This is a genomic window from Streptomyces sp. NBC_01460 (assembly GCF_036227405.1).
In the GTDB taxonomy this organism is placed as follows: domain Bacteria; phylum Actinomycetota; class Actinomycetes; order Streptomycetales; family Streptomycetaceae; genus Streptomyces.
Genome location: NZ_CP109473.1, coordinates 1,421,833 through 1,440,071 on the forward strand (window position 1 = coordinate 1,421,833; position 18,239 = coordinate 1,440,071).

The window sequence follows — 18,239 nt, forward strand, 5'->3', positions numbered from 1 at the left end:
CCCCTGTGACGGCTTCCTAGTCGCGGGCCGCGGTCAGATGTTCCGCGTGTTCCTGGAGGGAACGTACGCCGACCCCGCCGTGGTTGAGCGCGTCGATGCCCTGGACGGCGGCGGCGAGCGCCTGGACCGTGGTGAGGCACGGCACGGACCGGGCCACGGCCGCGGTGCGGATCTCGTAGCCGTCGAGCCGGCCGCCCGTTCCGTACGGGGTGTTGACGATGAGGTCGACCTCGCCGTCGTGGATCAGCTGGACGATGGTCTTCTCGCCGTCGGGGCCCTCGCCCTCGGACAGCTTGCGCACGACCGTGGCGTTGATGCCGTTGCGCTTGAGGACCTCGGCCGTACCGGAGGTGGCCATCAGCTCGAAGCCGTGGGCGACCAGCTCGCGGGCCGGGAAGATCATCGTGCGCTTGTCGCGGTTGGCGACCGAGATGAAGGCGCGGCCCTTGGTGGGCAGCGGTCCGTAGGCGCCGGCCTGCGACTTGGCGTACGCCGTGCCGAAGACGGAGTCGATGCCCATGACCTCACCGGTGGAGCGCATCTCCGGGCCGAGGACCGTGTCGACGCCGCGTCCCTGGATGTCGCGGAAGCGCGACCACGGCATGACGGCCTCCTTGACGGAGATCGGCGCGTCGAGCGGCAGGGTCCCGCCGTCACCGTGCTTCGGCAGCAGACCCTCCTCGCGCAGCTCCGCGACGGTCGCGCCCAGCGAGATGCGGGCGGCGGCCTTCGCGAGCGGGACCGCGGTCGCCTTCGAGGTGAAGGGCACGGTCCGCGAGGCGCGCGGGTTGGCTTCGAGGACGTAGAGGATGTCGCCGGAGAGGGCGAACTGGATGTTGATCAGTCCGCGTACTCCGACGCCCTTGGCGATGCCCTCGGTGGAGGCCCGCAGCCGCTTGATGTCGTAGCCGCCGAGGGTGATCGGGGGCAGCGCGCAGGCGGAGTCGCCGGAGTGGATGCCGGCCTCCTCGATGTGCTCCATGACGCCGCCGAGGTAGAGCTCGGTGCCGTCGTAGAGCGCGTCGACGTCGATCTCGATGGCGTCGTCGAGGAAGCGGTCGACCAGGACCGGCCGGGTGGGGCTGATCTCGGTGGACTCGGAGATGTAGGAGGACAGCCGGGTCTCGTCGTAGACGATCTCCATGCCGCGTCCGCCGAGCACGTACGACGGGCGTACGAGAACCGGGTAGCCGATCTCGTCGGCGATGGCCTTGGCCTCGGAGAAGGTGGTGGCGGTGCCGTGCTTCGGGGCGGGCAGTCCGGCCTCGGCGAGCACCCGGCCGAAGGCGCCGCGGTCCTCGGCGGCGTGGATGGCCTCGGGGGACGTCCCCACGACCGGCACGCCGTTGTCCTTGAGCGCCTGCGCCAGGCCCAGCGGGGTCTGGCCGCCGAGCTGCACGATGACACCGGCGATCGGGCCGGCCAGCGACTCGGCGTGCACGATCTCCAGGACGTCCTCGAGGGTGAGCGGCTCGAAGTAGAGCCGGTCGGAGGTGTCGTAGTCCGTGGAGACGGTCTCCGGGTTGCAGTTGACCATCACGGTCTCGTAGCCCGCGTCGCTCAGGGCGAAGGAGGCGTGGACGCAGGAGTAGTCGAACTCGATGCCCTGGCCGATGCGGTTCGGGCCGGAGCCGAGGATGATCACCGCGGGCTTGGTGCGCGGCGCGACCTCGCTCTCCTCGTCGTAGGAGGAGTAGAAGTACGGCGTCTTCGCGGCGAACTCGGCGGCACAGGTGTCGACCGTCTTGTAGACCGGGCGGATGCCGAGCGCGTGCCGGACCTCGCGCACGACGTCCTCGCGCAGGCCGCGGATCTCGGCGATCTGCGCGTCGGAGAAGCCGTGCCGCTTGGCCTCGGCGAGCAGCTCGGTGTCGAGGCGTTCGGCGGAGGTCAGCTCGTCGGCGATCTCCTTGATCAGGAAGAGCTGGTCGACGAACCAGGGGTCGATCTTCGTGGCGTCGAAGACCTCCTCCTGGGTGGCGCCGGCGCGGATCGCCTGCATCACGGTGTTGATGCGGCCGTCGGTGGGACGGACGGCCTCGGCGAGCAGCTCGGCCTTGTCGCCGGGCTCCCCGGTGAAGGCGAACTGCGAGCCCTTCTTCTCCAGCGAGCGCAGGGCCTTCTGCAGGGCCTCGGTGAAGTTGCGGCCGATCGCCATGGCCTCGCCCACCGACTTCATGGTGGTGGTGAGGGTGGAGTCGGCGGAGGGGAACTTCTCGAAGGCGAAGCGCGGGGCCTTGACCACGACGTAGTCGAGCGTCGGCTCGAAGGAGGCCGGGGTCTTCTCGGTGATGTCGTTGGGGATCTCGTCGAGCGTGTAGCCGACGGCCAGCTTGGCCGCGATCTTGGCGATCGGGAAGCCGGTGGCCTTCGAGGCCAGCGCCGAGGAGCGGGAGACGCGCGGGTTCATCTCGATCACGATGACCCGGCCGTCGACCGGGTCGATGGCGAACTGGATGTTGCAGCCGCCGGTGTCGACGCCGACCTCGCGGATGATCGCGATGCCGATGTCACGCAGCCGCTGGTACTCACGGTCGGTGAGCGTCATCGAGGGGGCGACGGTGATCGAGTCACCGGTGTGGACGCCCATCGGGTCGAAGTTCTCGATGGAACAGACGACCACGACGTTGTCGTTCTTGTCGCGCATCAGCTCCAGCTCGTACTCCTTCCAGCCGAGGATGGACTCCTCCAGGAGCACCTCGGTGGTCGGGGAGAGCGTGAGGCCCTGTCCGGCGATGCGGCGCAGCTCCTCCTCGTCGTGGGCGAAGCCGGAGCCGGCGCCGCCCATGGTGAAGGAGGGGCGGACGACGACGGGGTAGCCGCCGAGGGTGTCCACACCGGCGATGACGTCGTCCATGGTGTGGCAGATGACGGAGCGGGCGGACTCGCCGTAGCCGATCTTCGCCTTGACGGCCTCGACGACCCCCTTGAAGAGGTCGCGGTCCTCACCCTTGTTGATGGCCTCGACGTTGGCGCCGATGAGCTCGACGCCGTACTTCTCCAGGACACCGTTCTCGTGCATCGAGATCGCGGTGTTGAGCGCGGTCTGGCCGCCCAGGGTCGGGAGGAGCGTGTCGGGGCGCTCCTTGGCGATGATCTTCTCGACGAACTCGGGGGTGATCGGCTCGACGTACGTGGCGTCGGCGATCTCCGGGTCGGTCATGATCGTCGCCGGGTTGGAGTTCACCAGGATGACGCGCAGGCCCTCGGCCTTGAGCACGCGGCAGGCCTGGGTGCCGGAGTAGTCGAACTCGGCGGCCTGCCCGATGACGATCGGACCGGAGCCGATGACCAGGACGGACTGGATATCGGAGCGCTTAGGCACGCTGGCCCTCCATCAGGGTGACGAAACGGTCGAAGAGGTACGCGGCGTCGTGCGGGCCCGCGGCTGCTTCGGGGTGGTACTGGACGCTGAAGGCCGGCTGGTCGAGCAGCTGCAGCCCTTCGACGACCTGGTCGTTCAGGCATACGTGGGAGACCTCGGCGCGGCCGAACTCCGTGTCGGAGACCTTGTCGAGCGGGGCGTCGACGGCGAAGCCGTGGTTGTGCGCGGTGACCTCGACCTTCCCGGTCGTGCGGTCCTGCACGGGCTGGTTGATGCCGCGGTGGCCGTACTTCAGCTTGTAGGTGCCGAAGCCGAGCGAGCGGCCCAGGATCTGGTTGCCGAAGCAGATGCCGAAGAGCGGGGTCTTCCGCTCCAGGACCCCGCGCATGACGGAGACCGGGTGGTCGGCGGTGGACGGGTCGCCGGGGCCGTTGGAGAAGAAGACACCGTCGGGCTCGACGGCGTACACGTCCTCCAGGGTGGCGGTGGCCGGCAGGACGTGCACCTCGATGCCGCGCTCGGCCATGCGGTGCGGGGTCATGCCCTTGATGCCGAGGTCGATCGCGGCGACGGTGAACTTCTTGGTGCCGATCGCGGGGACGACGTACGCCTCCTTGGTGGCGACCTCGGCCGCGAGGTCGGCGCCGCTCATCTCGGGGGCCTGGCGGACCTTGGCGAGGAGCATGCCCTCGTCCTGGAGGGAGTTCCCGGAGAAGATGCCGACGCGCATGGCACCGCGCTCACGCAGGTGCCGGGTGAGGGCGCGGGTGTCGATGCCGCTGATGCCGACGACGCCCTGGCTCTCGAGCTCCTCGTCCAGCGAGCGGCGGGAGCGCCAGTTGGAGGGGGTCCGGGCGGGGTCGCGCACGACGTAGCCGGAGACCCAGATCCGCTTCGACTCGGGGTCCTCGTCGTTCACGCCGGTGTTGCCGACGTGCGGGGCGGTCATGACGACGACCTGGCGGTGGTACGAGGGGTCGGTCAGCGTCTCCTGGTAACCGGTCATGCCGGTGGAGAACACCGCTTCTCCGAAGGTCTCCCCCACGGCCCCGTAGGCCCGGCCGCGGAAGGAGCGGCCGTCCTCCAGGACGAGTACGGCGGGAGCTTTTCCGGCTCCCCGGGTGGAGATCGTCATCGTACGGTGCCTTCCGTTGTACTGGTGAGGTTCTTGCCGGCTGTGCCGGTGAGGTGGTCGACGGCGTCGACCCAGGCCTGGTGCTCGGCCGCGTGGTCGGAGCGGAACCCGGAGTCGATCAGCTGGTCGCCGTGTGCCCAGGTGATGACCAGCAGGCCACCCTCGGGCAGGACCTTGCCGGCCAGTGCCTTGTCGAGCCGGGCCTCGCGGAGCGCCGCGGCCGGCACGAAGAAGTCGGCCGCGCCGGGGCGTACGACGTCGAGGCCCTGGGCGGTGAGCGTCAGCTCGACCCGGCTGCGGGTGCCGAGGCCGTGCGCCACGATCCGGTCGAGCCACTGCCCGGCGGTCGTGGAGGCGTGGTAGCGGCCGGTGAGTGTGAGGAGCCTCTCGCCGTCCGCGAACCCCGCGGGGGTGGTCGCGAGCTCCGGCAGACCGGACTGCAGGCGCCCCCGCCACTTCCATCCCTGGCGCATCAGCCAGTAGACGAACGCGATGAAGACGATCAGTCCGAGGACCCAGCTGACGCGGGCGGACCAGTCCGTCACTTCGGCCGACTTCTGCTCGGCGGCCAGCAGGTGGAGGGGGTTGAGTGTTGTCACGCGAGCTTCCCGTCGACGACCGTGGCACGGCCCCGCAGGAAGGTGTGGGTCACTCGGCCCGGCAGCTCGCGACCCTCGTACGGAGTGTTGCGGCTGCGGGAGGCGAAGCCCGCGGGGTCCACAGCTCCACGGTATGCCGGATCGACCAGGGTGAGGTTGGCGGGCTCACCCGCCGAGACGGGCCGGCCGTGTCCTTCGAGCCTGCCGATGGCCGCGGGGCGCGTCGACATGCGGTCGGCGACGCCCGCCCAGTCGAGGAGTCCGGTGTCCACCATCGTCTGCTGGACCACGGAGAGCGCGGTCTCCAGGCCCACCATGCCCATGGCGGCGGCGGCCCACTCGCAGTCCTTGTCCTCGTGCGGGTGCGGGGCGTGGTCGGTGGCCACGCAGTCGATGGTGCCGTCGGCGAGGGCCTCGCGCAGGGCCATGACGTCGGCCTCGGTGCGCAGCGGCGGGTTCACCTTGTAGACCGGGTTGTAGGTCCGCACGAGTTCGTCGGTGAGCAGCAGGTGGTGCGGCGTGACCTCGGCGGTGACGTTCCAGCCCTTGGACTTGGCCCAGCGGACGATCTCCACGGAGCCGGCGGTCGACAGGTGGCAGATGTGCACCCGGGAGCCGACGTGGGCGGCGAGCAGGACGTCGCGGGCGATGATCGATTCCTCGGCCACGGCGGGCCAGCCGCCGAGACCGAGCTCGGCGGAGACGACGCCCTCGTTCATCTGGGCGCCCTCGGTGAGGCGGGGCTCCTGGGCGTGCTGGGCCACGACGCCGTCGAAGGCCTTCACGTACTCCAGCGCGCGGCGCATGATCACGGCGTCGTCGACGCACTTGCCGTCGTCGGAGAAGACCTTCACCCCGGCGGCGGAGTCGTGCATGGCGCCGAGTTCGGCGAGCTGCTTGCCCTCCAGGCCGACGGTGACGGCGCCGACGGGCTGCACGTCGCAGTAGCCGGACTCCTTGCCGAGCCGCCAGACCTGCTCGACGACGCCGGCGGTGTCGGCGACGGGGAAGGTGTTGGCCATGGCGTGGACGGCGGTGAAGCCGCCGACCGCGGCGGCCTTCGTGCCGGTGAGGACGGTCTCGGAGTCCTCGCGGCCGGGCTCGCGCAAGTGGGTGTGGAGGTCGACGAGGCCGGGAAGCAGGATCTGGCCGGCCGCCTCGATCACGGTGGCGTCACCCGCTTCGATGCCGGTGCCGACCTCGACGACGGTCTCGCCGTCGATGAGGACGTCCTGCGGCTCGCCGCCGAGGACCTTCGCACCGCGGATCAGGATCTTGCTCATGGTTACTTGTTCTCCTCGGTACGGGCGGAGGCGGAGGGCAGGGCGGTCTCGGAACCGCCGAGCAGCAGGTACAGGACGGCCATGCGGGTGGAGACGCCGTTCGCGACCTGCTCGACGGCGGTGCAGCGGTCGGAGTCGGCCACCTCGGCCGTGATCTCCATGCCGCGGACCATCGGGCCGGGGTGCATCACGATGGCGTGCTCCGGCATCTTCGCCATGCGTTCGCCGTCGAGGCCGTAGCGGCGGGAGTACTCGCGCTCGGTCGGGAAGTAGGCGGCGTTCATCCGCTCGCGCTGCACACGGAGCATCATGACCGCGTCCGACTTCGGCAGCACGTCGTCGAGGCGGTAGCTGACGTCGCAGGGCCACTGCTCGACGCCGACCGGCACGAGGGTGGGCGGGGCCACCAGGGTGACGTGCGCGCCGAGCGTGTGCAGCAGGTGGACGTTGGAGCGGGCGACGCGGCTGTGCAGGATGTCGCCGACGATCGTGATCCGCCGGCCTTCGAGGTCCCGGCCGATCCCCGTGTCGGGCCCGACGAGCCTGCGGCGCATCGTGAACGCGTCCAGCAGCGCCTGGGTGGGGTGCTCGTGGGTGCCGTCACCGGCGTTGACGACCGCGCTGTCGATCCAGCCCGACGTCGCGAGGCGGTACGGGGCCCCGGAGGCGCCGTGCCGGATGACGACGGCGTCGGCGCCCATGGCCTCCAGGGTCAGGGCGGTGTCCTTGAGCGACTCGCCCTTGGAGACGGACGAGCCCTTCGCGGAGAAGTTGATGACGTCGGCGGAGAGGCGCTTGGCTGCGGCCTCGAACGAGATCCTCGTGCGGGTCGAGTCCTCGAAGAAAAGGTTGACGACCGTTCGTCCACGAAGCGTCGGAAGTTTCTTGATCGGCCGGTCAGCGACCCGGGCCATCTCCTCGGCCGTGTCGAGGATCAGGACGGCGTCGTCGCGGGTGAGGTCTGCGGCCGAGATGAGGTGACGGGGGGTCCGGGGGTTGTCCCCGGGAGGGCGCAGCATCTGGAGTTCTCCGTGAAGGGTGGAGGAATCAGGCAGGCGGGCGTGGCGAAGCAGCCGTGCGGCCGGTGGGACGCACGGGACGGGACTCCGCTACTGCTCGGCTGCCGGGACGGTCTGCTTGACGCCGAGCAGCACGGCGTCGCGGCCGTCCTCCTCGGCGAGCTGGACCCTGACCGTCTCCCGCAACGACGTGGGGAGGTTCTTGCCGACGTAGTCGGCGCGGATCGGGAGCTCCCGGTGGCCGCGGTCGACGAGGACGGCGAGCTGCACGGCACGGGGCCGGCCGATGTCGCCGAGCGCGTCGAGTGCGGCGCGGATCGTGCGGCCGGAGAAGAGCACGTCGTCGACCAGCACGACGAGACTGCCCTCGATGCCCTCACCGGGGATCTCCGTGCGTCCCAGGGCGCGCGCGGGGCGCATCCGGAGGTCGTCGCGGTACATCGTGATGTCGAGTGACCCGACCGGCGTCTTCCGGCCGGTGATCTCTTCGAGTTTTCCGGCGAGCCGACGGGCGAGGAAGACCCCGCGTGTCGGGATGCCGAGAAGCACCACGTCGTCGGCGCCCTTGGCGCGTTCGACGATCTCGTGGGCGATTCGGGTCAGTGCCCGGGCGATGTCGGGAGCCTCGAGAACGGGGCGTGCCGCATTGCCGGTGTGGTCATGCTGTGCGTCCATAAGAAACGGACCTCCTTCTCCGCCTCACTGGACGGACGTTAAAGGACGTCGAAATTGCGTCATCCACGTTACCAGGGCTTGTGCGAGCCCTGGGCCCCACCCCCGGGAGGTGGCAGTCCGGACCTTTCGGCTTGACGCAGCCAAGTAACGCTGCGTAACCTCACAGTGAGTTACCAGCCACGCGGCCCAGCCGCAGAATGTTCCAGCGTCCGGGGAGCCTTATGTCCAGCGAATACGCAAAGCAGCTCGGGGCCAAGCTCCGCGCCATCCGCACCCAGCAGGGCCTCTCCCTCCACGGCGTGGAGGAGAAGTCGCAGGGCCGCTGGAAGGCCGTCGTGGTCGGTTCCTACGAGCGCGGCGACCGCGCCGTGACCGTGCAGCGCCTTGCCGAGCTGGCCGACTTCTACGGCGTCCCGGTGCAGGAGCTCCTGCCCGGCACGACCCCCGGCGGTGCCGCCGAGCCGCCGCCGAAGCTGGTCCTCGACCTCGAGCGCCTCGCCCACGTGCCGCCGGAGAAGGCCGGACCGCTGCAGCGTTACGCGGCGACGATCCAGAGCCAGCGCGGCGACTACAACGGCAAGGTGCTCTCGATCCGCCAGGACGACCTGCGGACCCTCGCCGTGATCTACGACCAGTCGCCGTCCGTGCTCACGGAGCAGCTGATCAGCTGGGGCGTCCTGGACGCCGACGCGCGCCGCGCCGTGGCGCACGACGAGGGCTGACCTGCCCGGACGAAGACGCGTACCGCCGGGTGGGCGGGGTCCCCAGGACCCCGCCCACCCGGCGTTCGCATGTCCGCACGCCCTCGCAGGCATCCGGCCCGGTACGCCGAAGGGCCCACGGTCGCACATCGACCGTGGGCCCTTCTTCGGCTCGACGCCGCCCGGAGCTACTGCTCCCGGCGGAGGTTCGGCTTGAGGTCCTTGAACCGGGCCAGCAGGCCGTTCACGAAGGCCGGGGAGTCGTCCGTGGAGAACTCCTTGGCGAGCTGGACCGCCTCGTCGATGACGACGGCGTCCGGGGTCGAGTCCATCCAGATCAGCTCGTACGCACCGAGCCGCAGGATGCTCCGGTCGACGACCGGCATGCGGTCGATCTCCCAGTCCACGGCGTAGGTGACGATGAGGTCGTCGATCCGGTCGGCGTACTGGGCGTACCCCTCGACCAGCTCCATCGTGAATTCACCGACCGGCGGCTGGCGGTCGTCGGTCCGCGAGAGCCGTACCCAGTCCGCGAGGACCGTCTGCACGGACTCACCGCGCTGGTCGGCCTCGAAGAGGATCTGGAAGGCGCGCTTGCGGGCCTTGTTCCGGGCAGCCACGGTTAGCTGTTCACCCGGCCGAGGTAGTCGCCCGTACGGGTGTCGACCTTGATCTTCTCGCCGGTGGTGATGAAGAGCGGCACGCCGATCTCGTAACCGGTCTCCAGGGTGGCGGGCTTGCTGCCACCGGTGGAGCGGTCGCCCTGGACACCGGGGTCGGTGTGCTGGATGGTCAGCTCGACGGCGGCGGGCAGCTCGACGTAGAGCACCTCGCCCTCGTGCTGCGCGACCGAGGCGGTGAAGCCCTCGATCAGGAAGTTGGCGGCGTCGCCGACGGCCTTGCGGTCGACCATGAGCTGGTCGTACGTGCTCATGTCCATGAAGACGAAGTACTCGCCGTCCATGTACGAGAACTGCATGTCGCGGCGGTCGATGGTGGCCGTCTCGACCTTCACGCCGGCGTTGAACGTCTTGTCGACGACCTTGCCGGAGAGCACGTTCTTGAGCTTGGTGCGCACGAAGGCAGGGCCCTTACCGGGCTTGACGTGCTGGAACTCGACGACGGACCAGAGCTGGCCTCCGTCGAGCTTGAGCACCAGGCCGTTCTTGAGGTCGTTCGTGGAAGCCACGGTTGCGGAATCTCCTGGACTGAAGCTGGTGGACGACCGGGGATGCGCGCCGGGTCCTCCGCGAGGAGATCCCTAGAGCGCGAGCAGCTCCTTGGTCGTAATGGTGAGTAGCTCGGGTCCGCCGTCCGCCTCAGGGCGCACGACGAGCGTGTCATCGATCCGGACACCGCCCCGGCCCGGGAGGTGGACCCCCGGTTCGACGGTGACCGGCACACAAGCGTCCAGTTTACCCATGGCTGTCGGTGCCAACTGCGGGTCCTCGTCGATTTCCAGTCCGACCCCGTGCCCGGTGGAGGCCTGGAGGCCGTCCGCGTAGCCCGCGGAGTCCAGGAGATGGCGGGCCGCGCGGTCCACGTCGCGGTAGGCGGCACCGGGGACGAGGGCCTCACGTCCGGCCCGCTGAGCGGCGAAAACGAGGTCGTAGAGCTCGATCTGCCACTGGGCGGGGCTGGTCCCGATGACGAACGTCCGGCCGATCTCGCAGCGGTATCCGCGGTAGTTCGCCCCGAGGCAGACGGAGAGGAAATCACCTTCCTCGACCCTGCGATCGGTGGGCCGGTGGCGGCCCAGCCCCGAGTGGGGGCCCGTCCCCACGGAGGTGGCGAAAGCCGGGCCGTCGGCACCGTGGTCCACGAGCCGGCGCTCCAGCTCCAGGGCCAGGTGGCGTTCGGTGCGTCCCACGAGGATCGATTCGAGGAGTTCGCCGAGCGCCTGGTCGGTGATCTCCGCGGCGATCCGCAGGCAGGCGATCTCCTCCTCGTCCTTCACCAGGCGCAGCTGTTCCACGGTGCTGCCGAGGTCGCCGAGGCGCAGGCGCGGGGCGACGGCGCTCATGGCGCGGTGGCGGGAGACCGTCAGGTCGTGTTCCTCGACGGCCAGGGAGTCGGCGTGCAGGCCGCCGGCGAGACCCGCCGCGGCGACGACCGGGTCGCCGTCGGCATCGGGCAGGACGGTCAGCCGCAGCTGCTCGTCGGGGCGCCCGTGGGCGGGGTCCCCGGTCGGCGCGCGGGGGCAGAGCAGGACGTCCTCGCCGGGGCCGAGCAGCAGCACGGCGCCCGGCGGGGCCCCACCCGCGAGATAGCGGACGTTGGCGGGGCGGGAGACCAGTGCGGCCGCGGATCCGGCGGCGGCGTACCGGTCACGCAGCAGCCCGCGTCGTACGGCGTACACCTCTGACATGCTTCCGAGCCTACGAGCGCGGGCGCAGCTCCGCCCGGTCAGCGCACCCGACCGGGAACCGAGGGCGCCTACCAGGCGGGCGGGCTGGCTATGGAGCGGGCCAGGACGTCGTCGAGGACCCGGGCGGTCGTCTCGACGTCGTAGGTGGAGTTGTCGATGATCGGCAGGCCGGAGCCGTACCAGCCGGCCATCCGCCCGTGGATCCGGGCCACTTCCTCGTCGGAGAGCCTGCGGTTCCCGCTGCGGGCGGCGTTGCGCTCCAGGACGACCTCCAGGCCGGGCAGGAGGACCACGGGGAGCAGCCCGGGGCCGACGTGCCGCTTCCAGCCTCCGAGTCCGACGACGGGCCGGTCGGGGAAGACCGCGTCGTCGAGGATGCAGGAGATGCCGTTGGCCAGGAAATTGCGGGCGGCGAAGCCACAGGTGCGCCGGGCCAGGCGGTACTGGGCCTCGGAGTGGTCGTTCCATCCGGCCTGCGGGTCGGCGAATCCGGAGCAGACCCATTCGCGGACGTCGTCGAGGGACACGTGAGCGGTGGGCACCCGGCGCCGGGCGGCCCAGAGCTTGGCGACCGTGGTCTTGCCCGCTCCGGCGGGGCCGATCAGCAGCACGGCCAGCGTCGCGGCTCCGGTACCCGGCTCCGCGGGCGGCGCCGGCAGCGGGACGGGCCCCCCGGGCGGGAGCTGGACGTGCCCGGTGGTCTCCCGGGAGGGCGGCACCGGGGCGTGCTGCGGGGCGGGGGGCTGGGGTCCCGGCGCCACGGGGGCGTGCTGGGGCGCGCCGGGCCGGTACCCCGGCGCCGCGGGAGGGGGCGGTGGCCCCGCCTGGCCCGGTCGGCCCGAGTGCTGGGCCTGGTGCGTCCACGGTCCGATGCCCGGGCCCTGGGGCGGAGGCAGCGGGGCCCCCACTGCGTGCTGCATCCGGTGCCACTCCGTCTCGTACGGGCGATGAGCGCTGGTCGAACGGCAACCGTACCTTCCCCGGCCGCCCTGCGGTGAACGGGCGGGGAAGGCGGGAAGTGCCCGGTGTCGGTCCGTCAGCCCTTCAGTCCGTCAGTTCGTCGGCCAGGGCGCGCAGGGCGAGCCGGTAGGAGCCGATCCCGAACCCTGCCACCGTGCCGGTGGCCACCGGGGCGACCACGGAGGTGTGGCGGAACTCCTCGCGCGCGTACGGATTCGAGATGTGCACCTCGATCAGCGCGGCGGTGCGCTGGGACGCCGCGTCGCGCATCCCGTACGAGTAGTGCGTGAAGGCGCCCGGGTTGAGGACGACCGGGATCGAACCGTCCGCCGCCTCGTGGAGCCAGCGGATCAGCTCGCCCTCGTCGTTGGTCTCCCGGACCTCGACGTCGAAGCCGAGCTCCTTGCCGACGGCCTGGCAGGTGTCGACGAGACCGGCGTAGGACGTCGCCCCGTAGACGTCGGGCTCACGGGAGCCGAGACGTCCGAGGTTCGGGCCGTTGAGCACGAGGACCCGACGGGCCGTCACGCGGAGACCTCCCCGTAGGCGGCGAGCAGGACGGCCGGGTCGGGGCCCTCCAGCACGGTGGGCTTCCCGATGCCGTCCAGGACGATGAAGCGCAGCAGGTCGCCGCGGGACTTCTTGTCGACCTTCATGTTCTCCAGGAGCTTCGGCCACTGGTCACCGCGGTAGGTGAGCGGCAGTCCGACGGACTCCAGGACGGCACGGTGCCGGTCGGCGGTCGCGTCGTCGAGGCGTCCGGCGAGCCGGCCGAGCTCCGCCGCGAAGACCATGCCGACCGAGACGGCCGCGCCGTGGCGCCACTTGTAGCGCTCGTTCTTCTCGATGGCGTGCGCCAGGGTGTGCCCGTAGTTGAGGATCTCCCGGAGACCGGACTCCTTGAGGTCGCTGGAGACGACCTCGGCCTTGACCCGGATGGAACGCTCGATCAGCTCCGCGGTGTGCGGCCCGGCGGGCGTGCGGGCGCCCTGCGGGTCGGCCTCGACGAGGTCGAGGATGGCCGGGTCGGCGATGAAACCGGCCTTGATGATCTCGGCCATGCCGGAGACGTAGTCGTTGACCGGCAGCGAGTCCAGGGCGGCCAGGTCGCAGAGGACTCCGGCCGGCGGGTGGAAGGCGCCCACGAGGTTCTTGCCCTCGGCGGTGTTGATGCCGGTCTTGCCGCCGACGGCCGCGTCGACCATGGCGAGCACGGTCGTCGGTACGGCGATCCAGCGCACCCCGCGCAGCCAGGACGCGGCGACGAACCCGGCGACGTCCGTGGTGGCGCCGCCGCCGACGCCGACGATGACGTCGGTGCGGGTGAAACCGGTCTGGCCGAGCGCCTTCCAGCAGTAGGCGGCGACCTCGACGGTCTTGGCCTCCTCCGCGTTCGGCAGCTGGATCGCGATGGCCTCGTAGCCCTGGGCGGCGAGGTCCCCGCGAACCGCCTCACCGGTCTCGGCGAGCGCCTCGGGGTGGAGGACGGCGACCCGCTTGGCACGGTCGCCGATGAGGTTCGGCAGCTCGCCGAGGAGCTGGCGGCCGACGAGCACTTCGTAGGCCTCGGTGCCTGCCGTGCCGGCGATCTGGATGCGCGTGGTGCCCTGCTCGCTCATGCGTGTGGTCTCCCGGCCGGACGGCACGGCCCCGGCCGTGCGCTCCGGCAGTTCCGTTGCGTCGAGGACCGCCTGGGCGACCTCTTCGGGGGTGCGTGCGTCGGTCGTGACGGTCACATCCGCCACGTCGTCGTACAGATGGCGCCGGGCGTCCATGAGTTCGCGCCACTGACGTCGCGGGTTGACGGCGAGCAGGGGGCGGGCGGTGTTCAGACCGACCCGCTTGACCGCCTCGTCCACGTCCATCGAGAGGTAGACGACCCGGTGACCGGCGAGCAGCGCGCGGGTCGACCTGTCGAGGACGGCCCCGCCGCCGAGCGCGAGGACACCCGGGTGCTCGGTGAGGGACTCCCGCACGGCTTCGCGCTCCATGGCCCGGAAGCGCTCCTCGCCCTCGTCGAAGAAGATCTCGGGGATCGACTTGCCCGCGGCGGCCACGACGTCTGCGTCCGTGTCCCGGTAGGTGGTGCCGAGCCGCTCCGCGAGCAGCTCCCCCACCGTGGACTTGCCGACCCCCATGGGGCCGACGAGGACGATCAGCGGGCCGCTCACCGGATCTGGAGGTGGGAGAGGTACGACTGCACGTTGCGGTGGGTCTCGGCGACGCTGTCGCCGCCGAACTTCTCCGCCACCGCGTCGGCCAGCACCAGGGCGACCATCGCCTCGGCGACGATGCCGGCGGCCGGCACGGCGCAGACGTCGGAGCGCTGGTGGTGCGCCTTGGCCGCCTCGCCGGTGACGACGTCGACGGTGGCGAGCGCGCGGGGCACGGTGGCGATGGGCTTCATCGCGGCGCGCACGCGCAGGAGCTCACCGGTGGTCAGCCCGCCCTCGGTGCCGCCGGACCGGCCGGAGGTACGCCTGATGCCGTCCGCGGTGGCCACGATCTCGTCGTGCGCCTGGGAGCCGGGCACCCGGGCCAGGTCGAAGCCGTCGCCGACCTCGACGCCCTTGATGGCCTGGATGCCCATGAGCGCGGCGGCGAGCCGGGCGTCGAGCCTGCGGTCCCAGTGGACGTGCGAGCCGAGGCCGACGGGCACACCGTAGGCGAGCACCTCGACGACTCCGCCGAGGGTGTCGCCGTCCTTGTGGGCCTGGTCGATCTCCTCGACCATCGCCTTCGACGCGTCGGCGTCCAGGCAGCGCACGGGGTCGGCGTCGAGCCGCTCGACGTCGGAGGGCTTGGGGTAGACGCCGTAGGGCGCCTTGGCCGCGGCGAGTTCGACGACGTGGGAGACGATCTCGATGCCAGCGGTCTCCTTGAGGTAGGACCGGGCGACGGCGCCGAGGGCCACACGGGCCGCGGTCTCACGGGCGCTCGCGCGCTCCAGGACCGGGCGGGCCTCGTCGAAGCCGTACTTCTGCATCCCGGCGAGGTCGGCGTGGCCGGGCCGGGGGCGGGTCAGCGGGGCGTTCCGCGCCTGCGCGGCGAGCACGTCGGGGTCGACCGGGTCGGCCGACATGACCTGCTCCCACTTGGGCCACTCGGTGTTGCCCACCATCACGGCGACGGGCGAGCCCATGGTCAGGCCGTGCCGGACACCGCCGAGGAAGGTCACCTCGTCCCGCTCGAACTTCATACGGGCGCCGCGCCCGTAACCGAGCCGTCGCCTGGCGAGCGCGTCCGCCACCATCTCCGTGGTGACGGGGATACCGGCGGGAAGACCCTCCAGCGTCGCCACCAGTGCGGGGCCGTGCGACTCTCCGGCGGTCAGCCAGCGCAACCTGCTCAACGGTGCTCCTCATGCTCGCGCCTGTAACTGCAACGGCGCGACCGGGTGCGCGGCCCTGGCCCGCCGCCCCTGATCCTCCCATGGACGGGCGCGATCGCCTGCCCCCGGTCCAGGGGACGGACGCCGTGGCCCCGTCCCCCACGGTCAGCGAGCCGCCCTCGGCCGCACCGACGTGGTGGGAGCGGATCGAACACGCCACCGATCGGCGAGAACTAGTGGCTCTGCGCCGCGAGCGCCGCCTCGCCCGCCGCGCGCATGACGGCGAGCGGTGCGTCCAGGCCGGTCATCTGCTCCACCTGCAGGACGGCCTGGTGCACCAGGAGGTCGAGGCCTCCCACGACACCCGCTCCGGCTTCCGCCCAGCGATGGGCCAGGGCGGTCGGCCAGGGGTCGTAGAGGACGTCGAAGAGCGTGCCGGGGGCCGCGGGGACGGCGTCGGCGAGGTCGTCCGTCGCGCCGGCCGGGGTGGTGGCGATCACCAGGGGGGCGCGCAGGGCGGCATCGGCCTCGGACCAGTCCGCGATCCTGACATCGACGCCCAGACGTTCACCCCAGCCGCGCATCTCGTCGGCCCGTGCCGCAGTGCGCACATACGCCGTGACGGGTCCGGTGCAGAGCTCGGCGAGAGCGGCCAGCGCGGAGGAGGCAGTGGCCCCGGCGCCCAGGACGGCGGCGGACTCGACCTTGTCGACGCCGCGTTCGCGCAGTGCCGCGACCATCCCCGGGATGTCCGTGTTGTCACCGAGGCGGCGGCCGTCCTCGGTGAACACGACGGTGTTGACGGCCTCGACCGACGCCGCCGTGTCACTGATCCCGTCCAGCAGCGGAATGATCGCCCGCTTCAGCGGCATGGTCAGGGAGAGCCCGGCCCAGGAGGCGTCCAGGTCCCGCACGAAGCCCGGGAGCCCCGCCTCGTCCACCTCGAAGCGGTCGTACGACCACGAACGCAGGCCCATCTCCGCGTACGCGGCGCGGTGCAGGACGGGCGAGAGCGAGTGGGCGATGGGCGAGCCCAGGACGGCGGCCCGGTACTTGGCGCTCACTGGTCCGCCTTGTTCTCTTCGTACTGCTTGCGGTTGCGCTCGTGCTCCTCGTTCGTCACCGCGAACAGTGTCTTGTCCTCGGTCACGGAGACGAAGTAGTACCAAGGGCCGGATGCCGGACTGATCGCGGAGTGCAACGCGTCCGCACCCGGATTCGAGATCGGCCCGAGGGGGAGCCCCTTGATGCTGTACGTGTTGTACGGATCGTCGATCTTCCGCAGGTCGTCGACGGCACCGATGTCCAGTGTGCTCTCATCTCGAATGTAATTGACCGTCGAATCGAATTCGAGCCTTCCGACGGTTTCGAGGTTGTCCGGCTTGAGCCGGTTGTAGACCACTCTCGCGACCTTGTCGAAGTCGTGCTTGTACTTTCCCTCTTTCTGGACGAGGCTCGCCACGGTGATGAGGTCGAGCGGGGAGTCCAGATTCAGTTTCTTCGCGTTCTGCTCGAGGTCGAGCTTGCCGTATTCCTTGTTGGCCCGCGTGACCATCTTCTTCAGCGCGTCCTCGGGCTTCGAGCTCTTGGGCACTGCGTAGGCGGCCGGAAAGAGGAACCCCTCCAGCGGGTCCTTGATCTTGGGGTCGTCGTCCGCCCATTCAGGCAGTCCGAGACTCTCGGCCTTGGTCTTCGCGACCTGGGCCGTGGTACCGGCTTTCAGCTCAAGCCTTCGGTCGATCACAGCGTAGATTTGGGTGGTACTCCACCCCTCGGGAATGACCAGTGCGTTCTGGCTCTTCGGGTTCAGCATCAGTTCCACGGCGCTGTCCGCCGACATCTCCTTCTTGAGGAGATAGACACCGGCCTGAATGGAATTCCCCTTGGGGTTTCCCCTCTGTGCGGAGATGAAGGCGTCGGACGACTTCACGACGCCGGCCTTCTTGAGGATGCTCGCGATCTCGTTGCCGAGGGCGCCGTCAGGGATCTCGATCTCGACCGAGCCGTTGCCGCTGCCCGTGTAGTCGGGGGCCGGGCCGTACTGGCTCTGGTAGTAGGAGTACCCGAAGTAGCCCACTCCGCCCAGGCCGCCGACGAGCACCGCGGCCACGCCGAGGCAGGCGCAGCCGTTGCGGCTCTTCTTCTTCCCCTTGCCGCGACGCTCGCCACCGCCCCGGCCGGATTCACGGGGGTCGTCGTCGTACGCGTCGTCCTCACGGGTACGGGAGCGGGATCCGCGCTCGTCGGCCGGTTCGTCCGCGCCGGTGAAGAAAGGATGCGTCTCTTCCTGCGGCACGTCCGGATCCCAGTCCTGGCCCTGCTGCTGAGACTGCTGGGGCTGCTGAGGTGCCTGCTCGCGGTGGCCGGGGGGCTGCGGCGGCGGGTAGGCCTCGGGGGTGCCGTAGTAGTCGGCCTGCTCGCCGTAACCGCCGGAGTCGTTGCCGTACTGGTGCTGCTGGGCGCCGTACGGCATCGCCGCCTGCTGGCCGGTGTCCCAGCCGCCGTTGTCGTACTGCGGCTGCTGCTGCGGCTGGGCGTAGGGGTCCTGTGGCGCGCCGAACGGCGGCTGCTGCTGGTACGGGTCCTGCTGGTGCTGCTGCGCGTACGGGTCCTGCTGATGCTGCTGGTTCTGCTGCTGCGCGTACGGGTCCTGCTGGTAGCCCTGCTGGGCGTACGGGTCCTGGGCGTAGGGCTGCTGCTGCCGGCCGTCGTACTGGCCCTGGTCCTGGCCGTGGGCGGCCTGCTGGCCTCCCCATCCCTGGTCCCCGTACAAGGGGTCCTCGGGATGCCACGGTTCGGAGCCGGAGCCCCGGCCATACTCAGTCATCGATCCCCTTGAGCCG

The 18,239-nt window shown here is 70.7% G+C and carries 16 protein-coding genes; 1 reads left to right on the plus strand and 15 read right to left on the minus strand.

Translation table 11 applies throughout. From position 1 onward, the window contains the following. Nucleotides 1–16: 16 nt before the first annotated feature. The 6 genes from carB to pyrR form a co-directional block, all read right to left on the minus strand. Nucleotides 17–3,325 (minus strand): carbamoyl-phosphate synthase large subunit, encoded by a 3,309-nt coding sequence (carB, locus tag OG488_RS06230; RefSeq protein WP_329226677.1) that lies wholly within the window; start codon nucleotides 3,323–3,325, stop codon nucleotides 17–19. Continuing rightward, the gene (carA, locus tag OG488_RS06235; protein ID WP_329226679.1) at nucleotides 3,318–4,460 is read right to left on the minus strand and encodes a glutamine-hydrolyzing carbamoyl-phosphate synthase small subunit; all 1,143 of its coding nucleotides are present in this window, start codon (nucleotides 4,458–4,460) and stop codon (nucleotides 3,318–3,320) included. Before carA ends, carB begins: the two co-directional genes overlap by 8 nt. Then, on the minus strand, nucleotides 4,457–5,059 hold the full coding sequence (locus OG488_RS06240; protein ID WP_329226681.1) for a PH-like domain-containing protein: 603 nt from the start codon (nucleotides 5,057–5,059) through the stop codon (nucleotides 4,457–4,459). Before OG488_RS06240 ends, carA begins: the two co-directional genes overlap by 4 nt. Further along, nucleotides 5,056–6,342, minus strand: coding sequence for a dihydroorotase (locus OG488_RS06245; protein ID WP_329226683.1), 1,287 nt, complete (start codon nucleotides 6,340–6,342; stop codon nucleotides 5,056–5,058). Before OG488_RS06245 ends, OG488_RS06240 begins: the two co-directional genes overlap by 4 nt. A gap of 2 nt (nucleotides 6,343–6,344) precedes the next feature. Next, nucleotides 6,345–7,361, minus strand: coding sequence for an aspartate carbamoyltransferase catalytic subunit (locus tag OG488_RS06250; RefSeq protein ID WP_329226684.1), 1,017 nt, complete (start codon nucleotides 7,359–7,361; stop codon nucleotides 6,345–6,347). Between the two features lie 90 nt (nucleotides 7,362–7,451). Beyond that, complete coding sequence (gene pyrR, locus OG488_RS06255) at nucleotides 7,452–8,036, minus strand: bifunctional pyr operon transcriptional regulator/uracil phosphoribosyltransferase PyrR (RefSeq protein ID WP_329226686.1); 585 nt, start codon at nucleotides 8,034–8,036, stop codon at nucleotides 7,452–7,454. A gap of 221 nt (nucleotides 8,037–8,257) precedes the next feature. Here pyrR and bldD point away from each other — a divergent pair, with 221 nt between their 5' ends. Then, nucleotides 8,258–8,758 carry a transcriptional regulator BldD gene (gene bldD / locus OG488_RS06260; RefSeq protein ID WP_014157378.1) on the plus strand — a complete coding sequence of 167 codons (501 nt, stop codon included), beginning with the start codon at nucleotides 8,258–8,260 and terminating at the stop codon, nucleotides 8,756–8,758. 167 nt (nucleotides 8,759–8,925) lie between these two features. On the opposite strand, the gene nusB is transcribed toward bldD, so the two are convergent. From nusB to mltG, 9 genes are all read right to left on the minus strand, one after another. Continuing rightward, nucleotides 8,926–9,357 (minus strand): transcription antitermination factor NusB, encoded by a 432-nt coding sequence (nusB, locus tag OG488_RS06265; RefSeq protein WP_031097763.1) that lies wholly within the window; start codon nucleotides 9,355–9,357, stop codon nucleotides 8,926–8,928. 2 nt (nucleotides 9,358–9,359) lie between these two features. Next, nucleotides 9,360–9,926, minus strand: a complete 567-nt coding sequence (efp, locus tag OG488_RS06270; protein ID WP_329226688.1) for an elongation factor P — start codon at nucleotides 9,924–9,926, stop codon at nucleotides 9,360–9,362. A gap of 72 nt (nucleotides 9,927–9,998) precedes the next feature. Beyond that, entirely contained in the window at nucleotides 9,999–11,105 is a 1,107-nt protein-coding gene (locus OG488_RS06275; protein WP_329226690.1) for an aminopeptidase P family protein, read from the minus strand. Nucleotides 11,106–11,173: 68 nt separating this feature from the next. After that, entirely contained in the window at nucleotides 11,174–12,025 is an 852-nt protein-coding gene (locus tag OG488_RS06280; protein ID WP_329226692.1) for a Pro-rich N-terminal domain-containing protein, read from the minus strand. A gap of 124 nt (nucleotides 12,026–12,149) precedes the next feature. Continuing rightward, nucleotides 12,150–12,593: a type II 3-dehydroquinate dehydratase gene (locus tag OG488_RS06285; protein WP_329226694.1), complete on the minus strand. Its 444-nt coding sequence runs from the start codon at nucleotides 12,591–12,593 to the stop codon at nucleotides 12,150–12,152. Then, nucleotides 12,590–14,236 (minus strand): 3-dehydroquinate synthase, encoded by a 1,647-nt coding sequence (aroB, locus tag OG488_RS06290; RefSeq protein WP_329226696.1) that lies wholly within the window; start codon nucleotides 14,234–14,236, stop codon nucleotides 12,590–12,592. Before aroB ends, OG488_RS06285 begins: the two co-directional genes overlap by 4 nt. Continuing rightward, on the minus strand, nucleotides 14,233–15,417 hold the full coding sequence (gene aroC / locus OG488_RS06295; RefSeq protein WP_329226698.1) for a chorismate synthase: 1,185 nt from the start codon (nucleotides 15,415–15,417) through the stop codon (nucleotides 14,233–14,235). Before aroC ends, aroB begins: the two co-directional genes overlap by 4 nt. Before the next feature lie 212 nt (nucleotides 15,418–15,629). After that, nucleotides 15,630–16,460, minus strand: coding sequence for a shikimate dehydrogenase (locus OG488_RS06300; RefSeq protein ID WP_329226699.1), 831 nt, complete (start codon nucleotides 16,458–16,460; stop codon nucleotides 15,630–15,632). Beyond that, nucleotides 16,457–18,223: an endolytic transglycosylase MltG gene (gene mltG, locus OG488_RS06305; protein WP_329226700.1), complete on the minus strand. Its 1,767-nt coding sequence runs from the start codon at nucleotides 18,221–18,223 to the stop codon at nucleotides 16,457–16,459. The genes OG488_RS06300 and mltG overlap by 4 nt, the downstream gene beginning before the upstream one ends. Nucleotides 18,224–18,239: the final 16 nt, after the last annotated feature.

Coding starts and splice junctions, on each gene's coding strand:
- carA (WP_329226679.1), bottom strand. CDS start 4,460: ATGACGATCTCCACCCGGGGAGCCGGAAAAGCTCCCGCCGTACTCGTC.
- OG488_RS06245 (WP_329226683.1), bottom strand. CDS start 6,342: ATGAGCAAGATCCTGATCCGCGGTGCGAAGGTCCTCGGCGGCGAGCCG.
- OG488_RS06250 (WP_329226684.1), bottom strand. CDS start 7,361: ATGCTGCGCCCTCCCGGGGACAACCCCCGGACCCCCCGTCACCTCATC.
- pyrR (WP_329226686.1), bottom strand. CDS start 8,036: ATGGACGCACAGCATGACCACACCGGCAATGCGGCACGCCCCGTTCTC.
- bldD (WP_014157378.1), top strand. CDS start 8,258: ATGTCCAGCGAATACGCAAAGCAGCTCGGGGCCAAGCTCCGCGCCATC.
- OG488_RS06275 (WP_329226690.1), bottom strand. CDS start 11,105: ATGTCAGAGGTGTACGCCGTACGACGCGGGCTGCTGCGTGACCGGTAC.
- OG488_RS06280 (WP_329226692.1), bottom strand. CDS start 12,025: ATGCAGCACGCAGTGGGGGCCCCGCTGCCTCCGCCCCAGGGCCCGGGC.
- mltG (WP_329226700.1), bottom strand. CDS start 18,223: ATGACTGAGTATGGCCGGGGCTCCGGCTCCGAACCGTGGCATCCCGAG.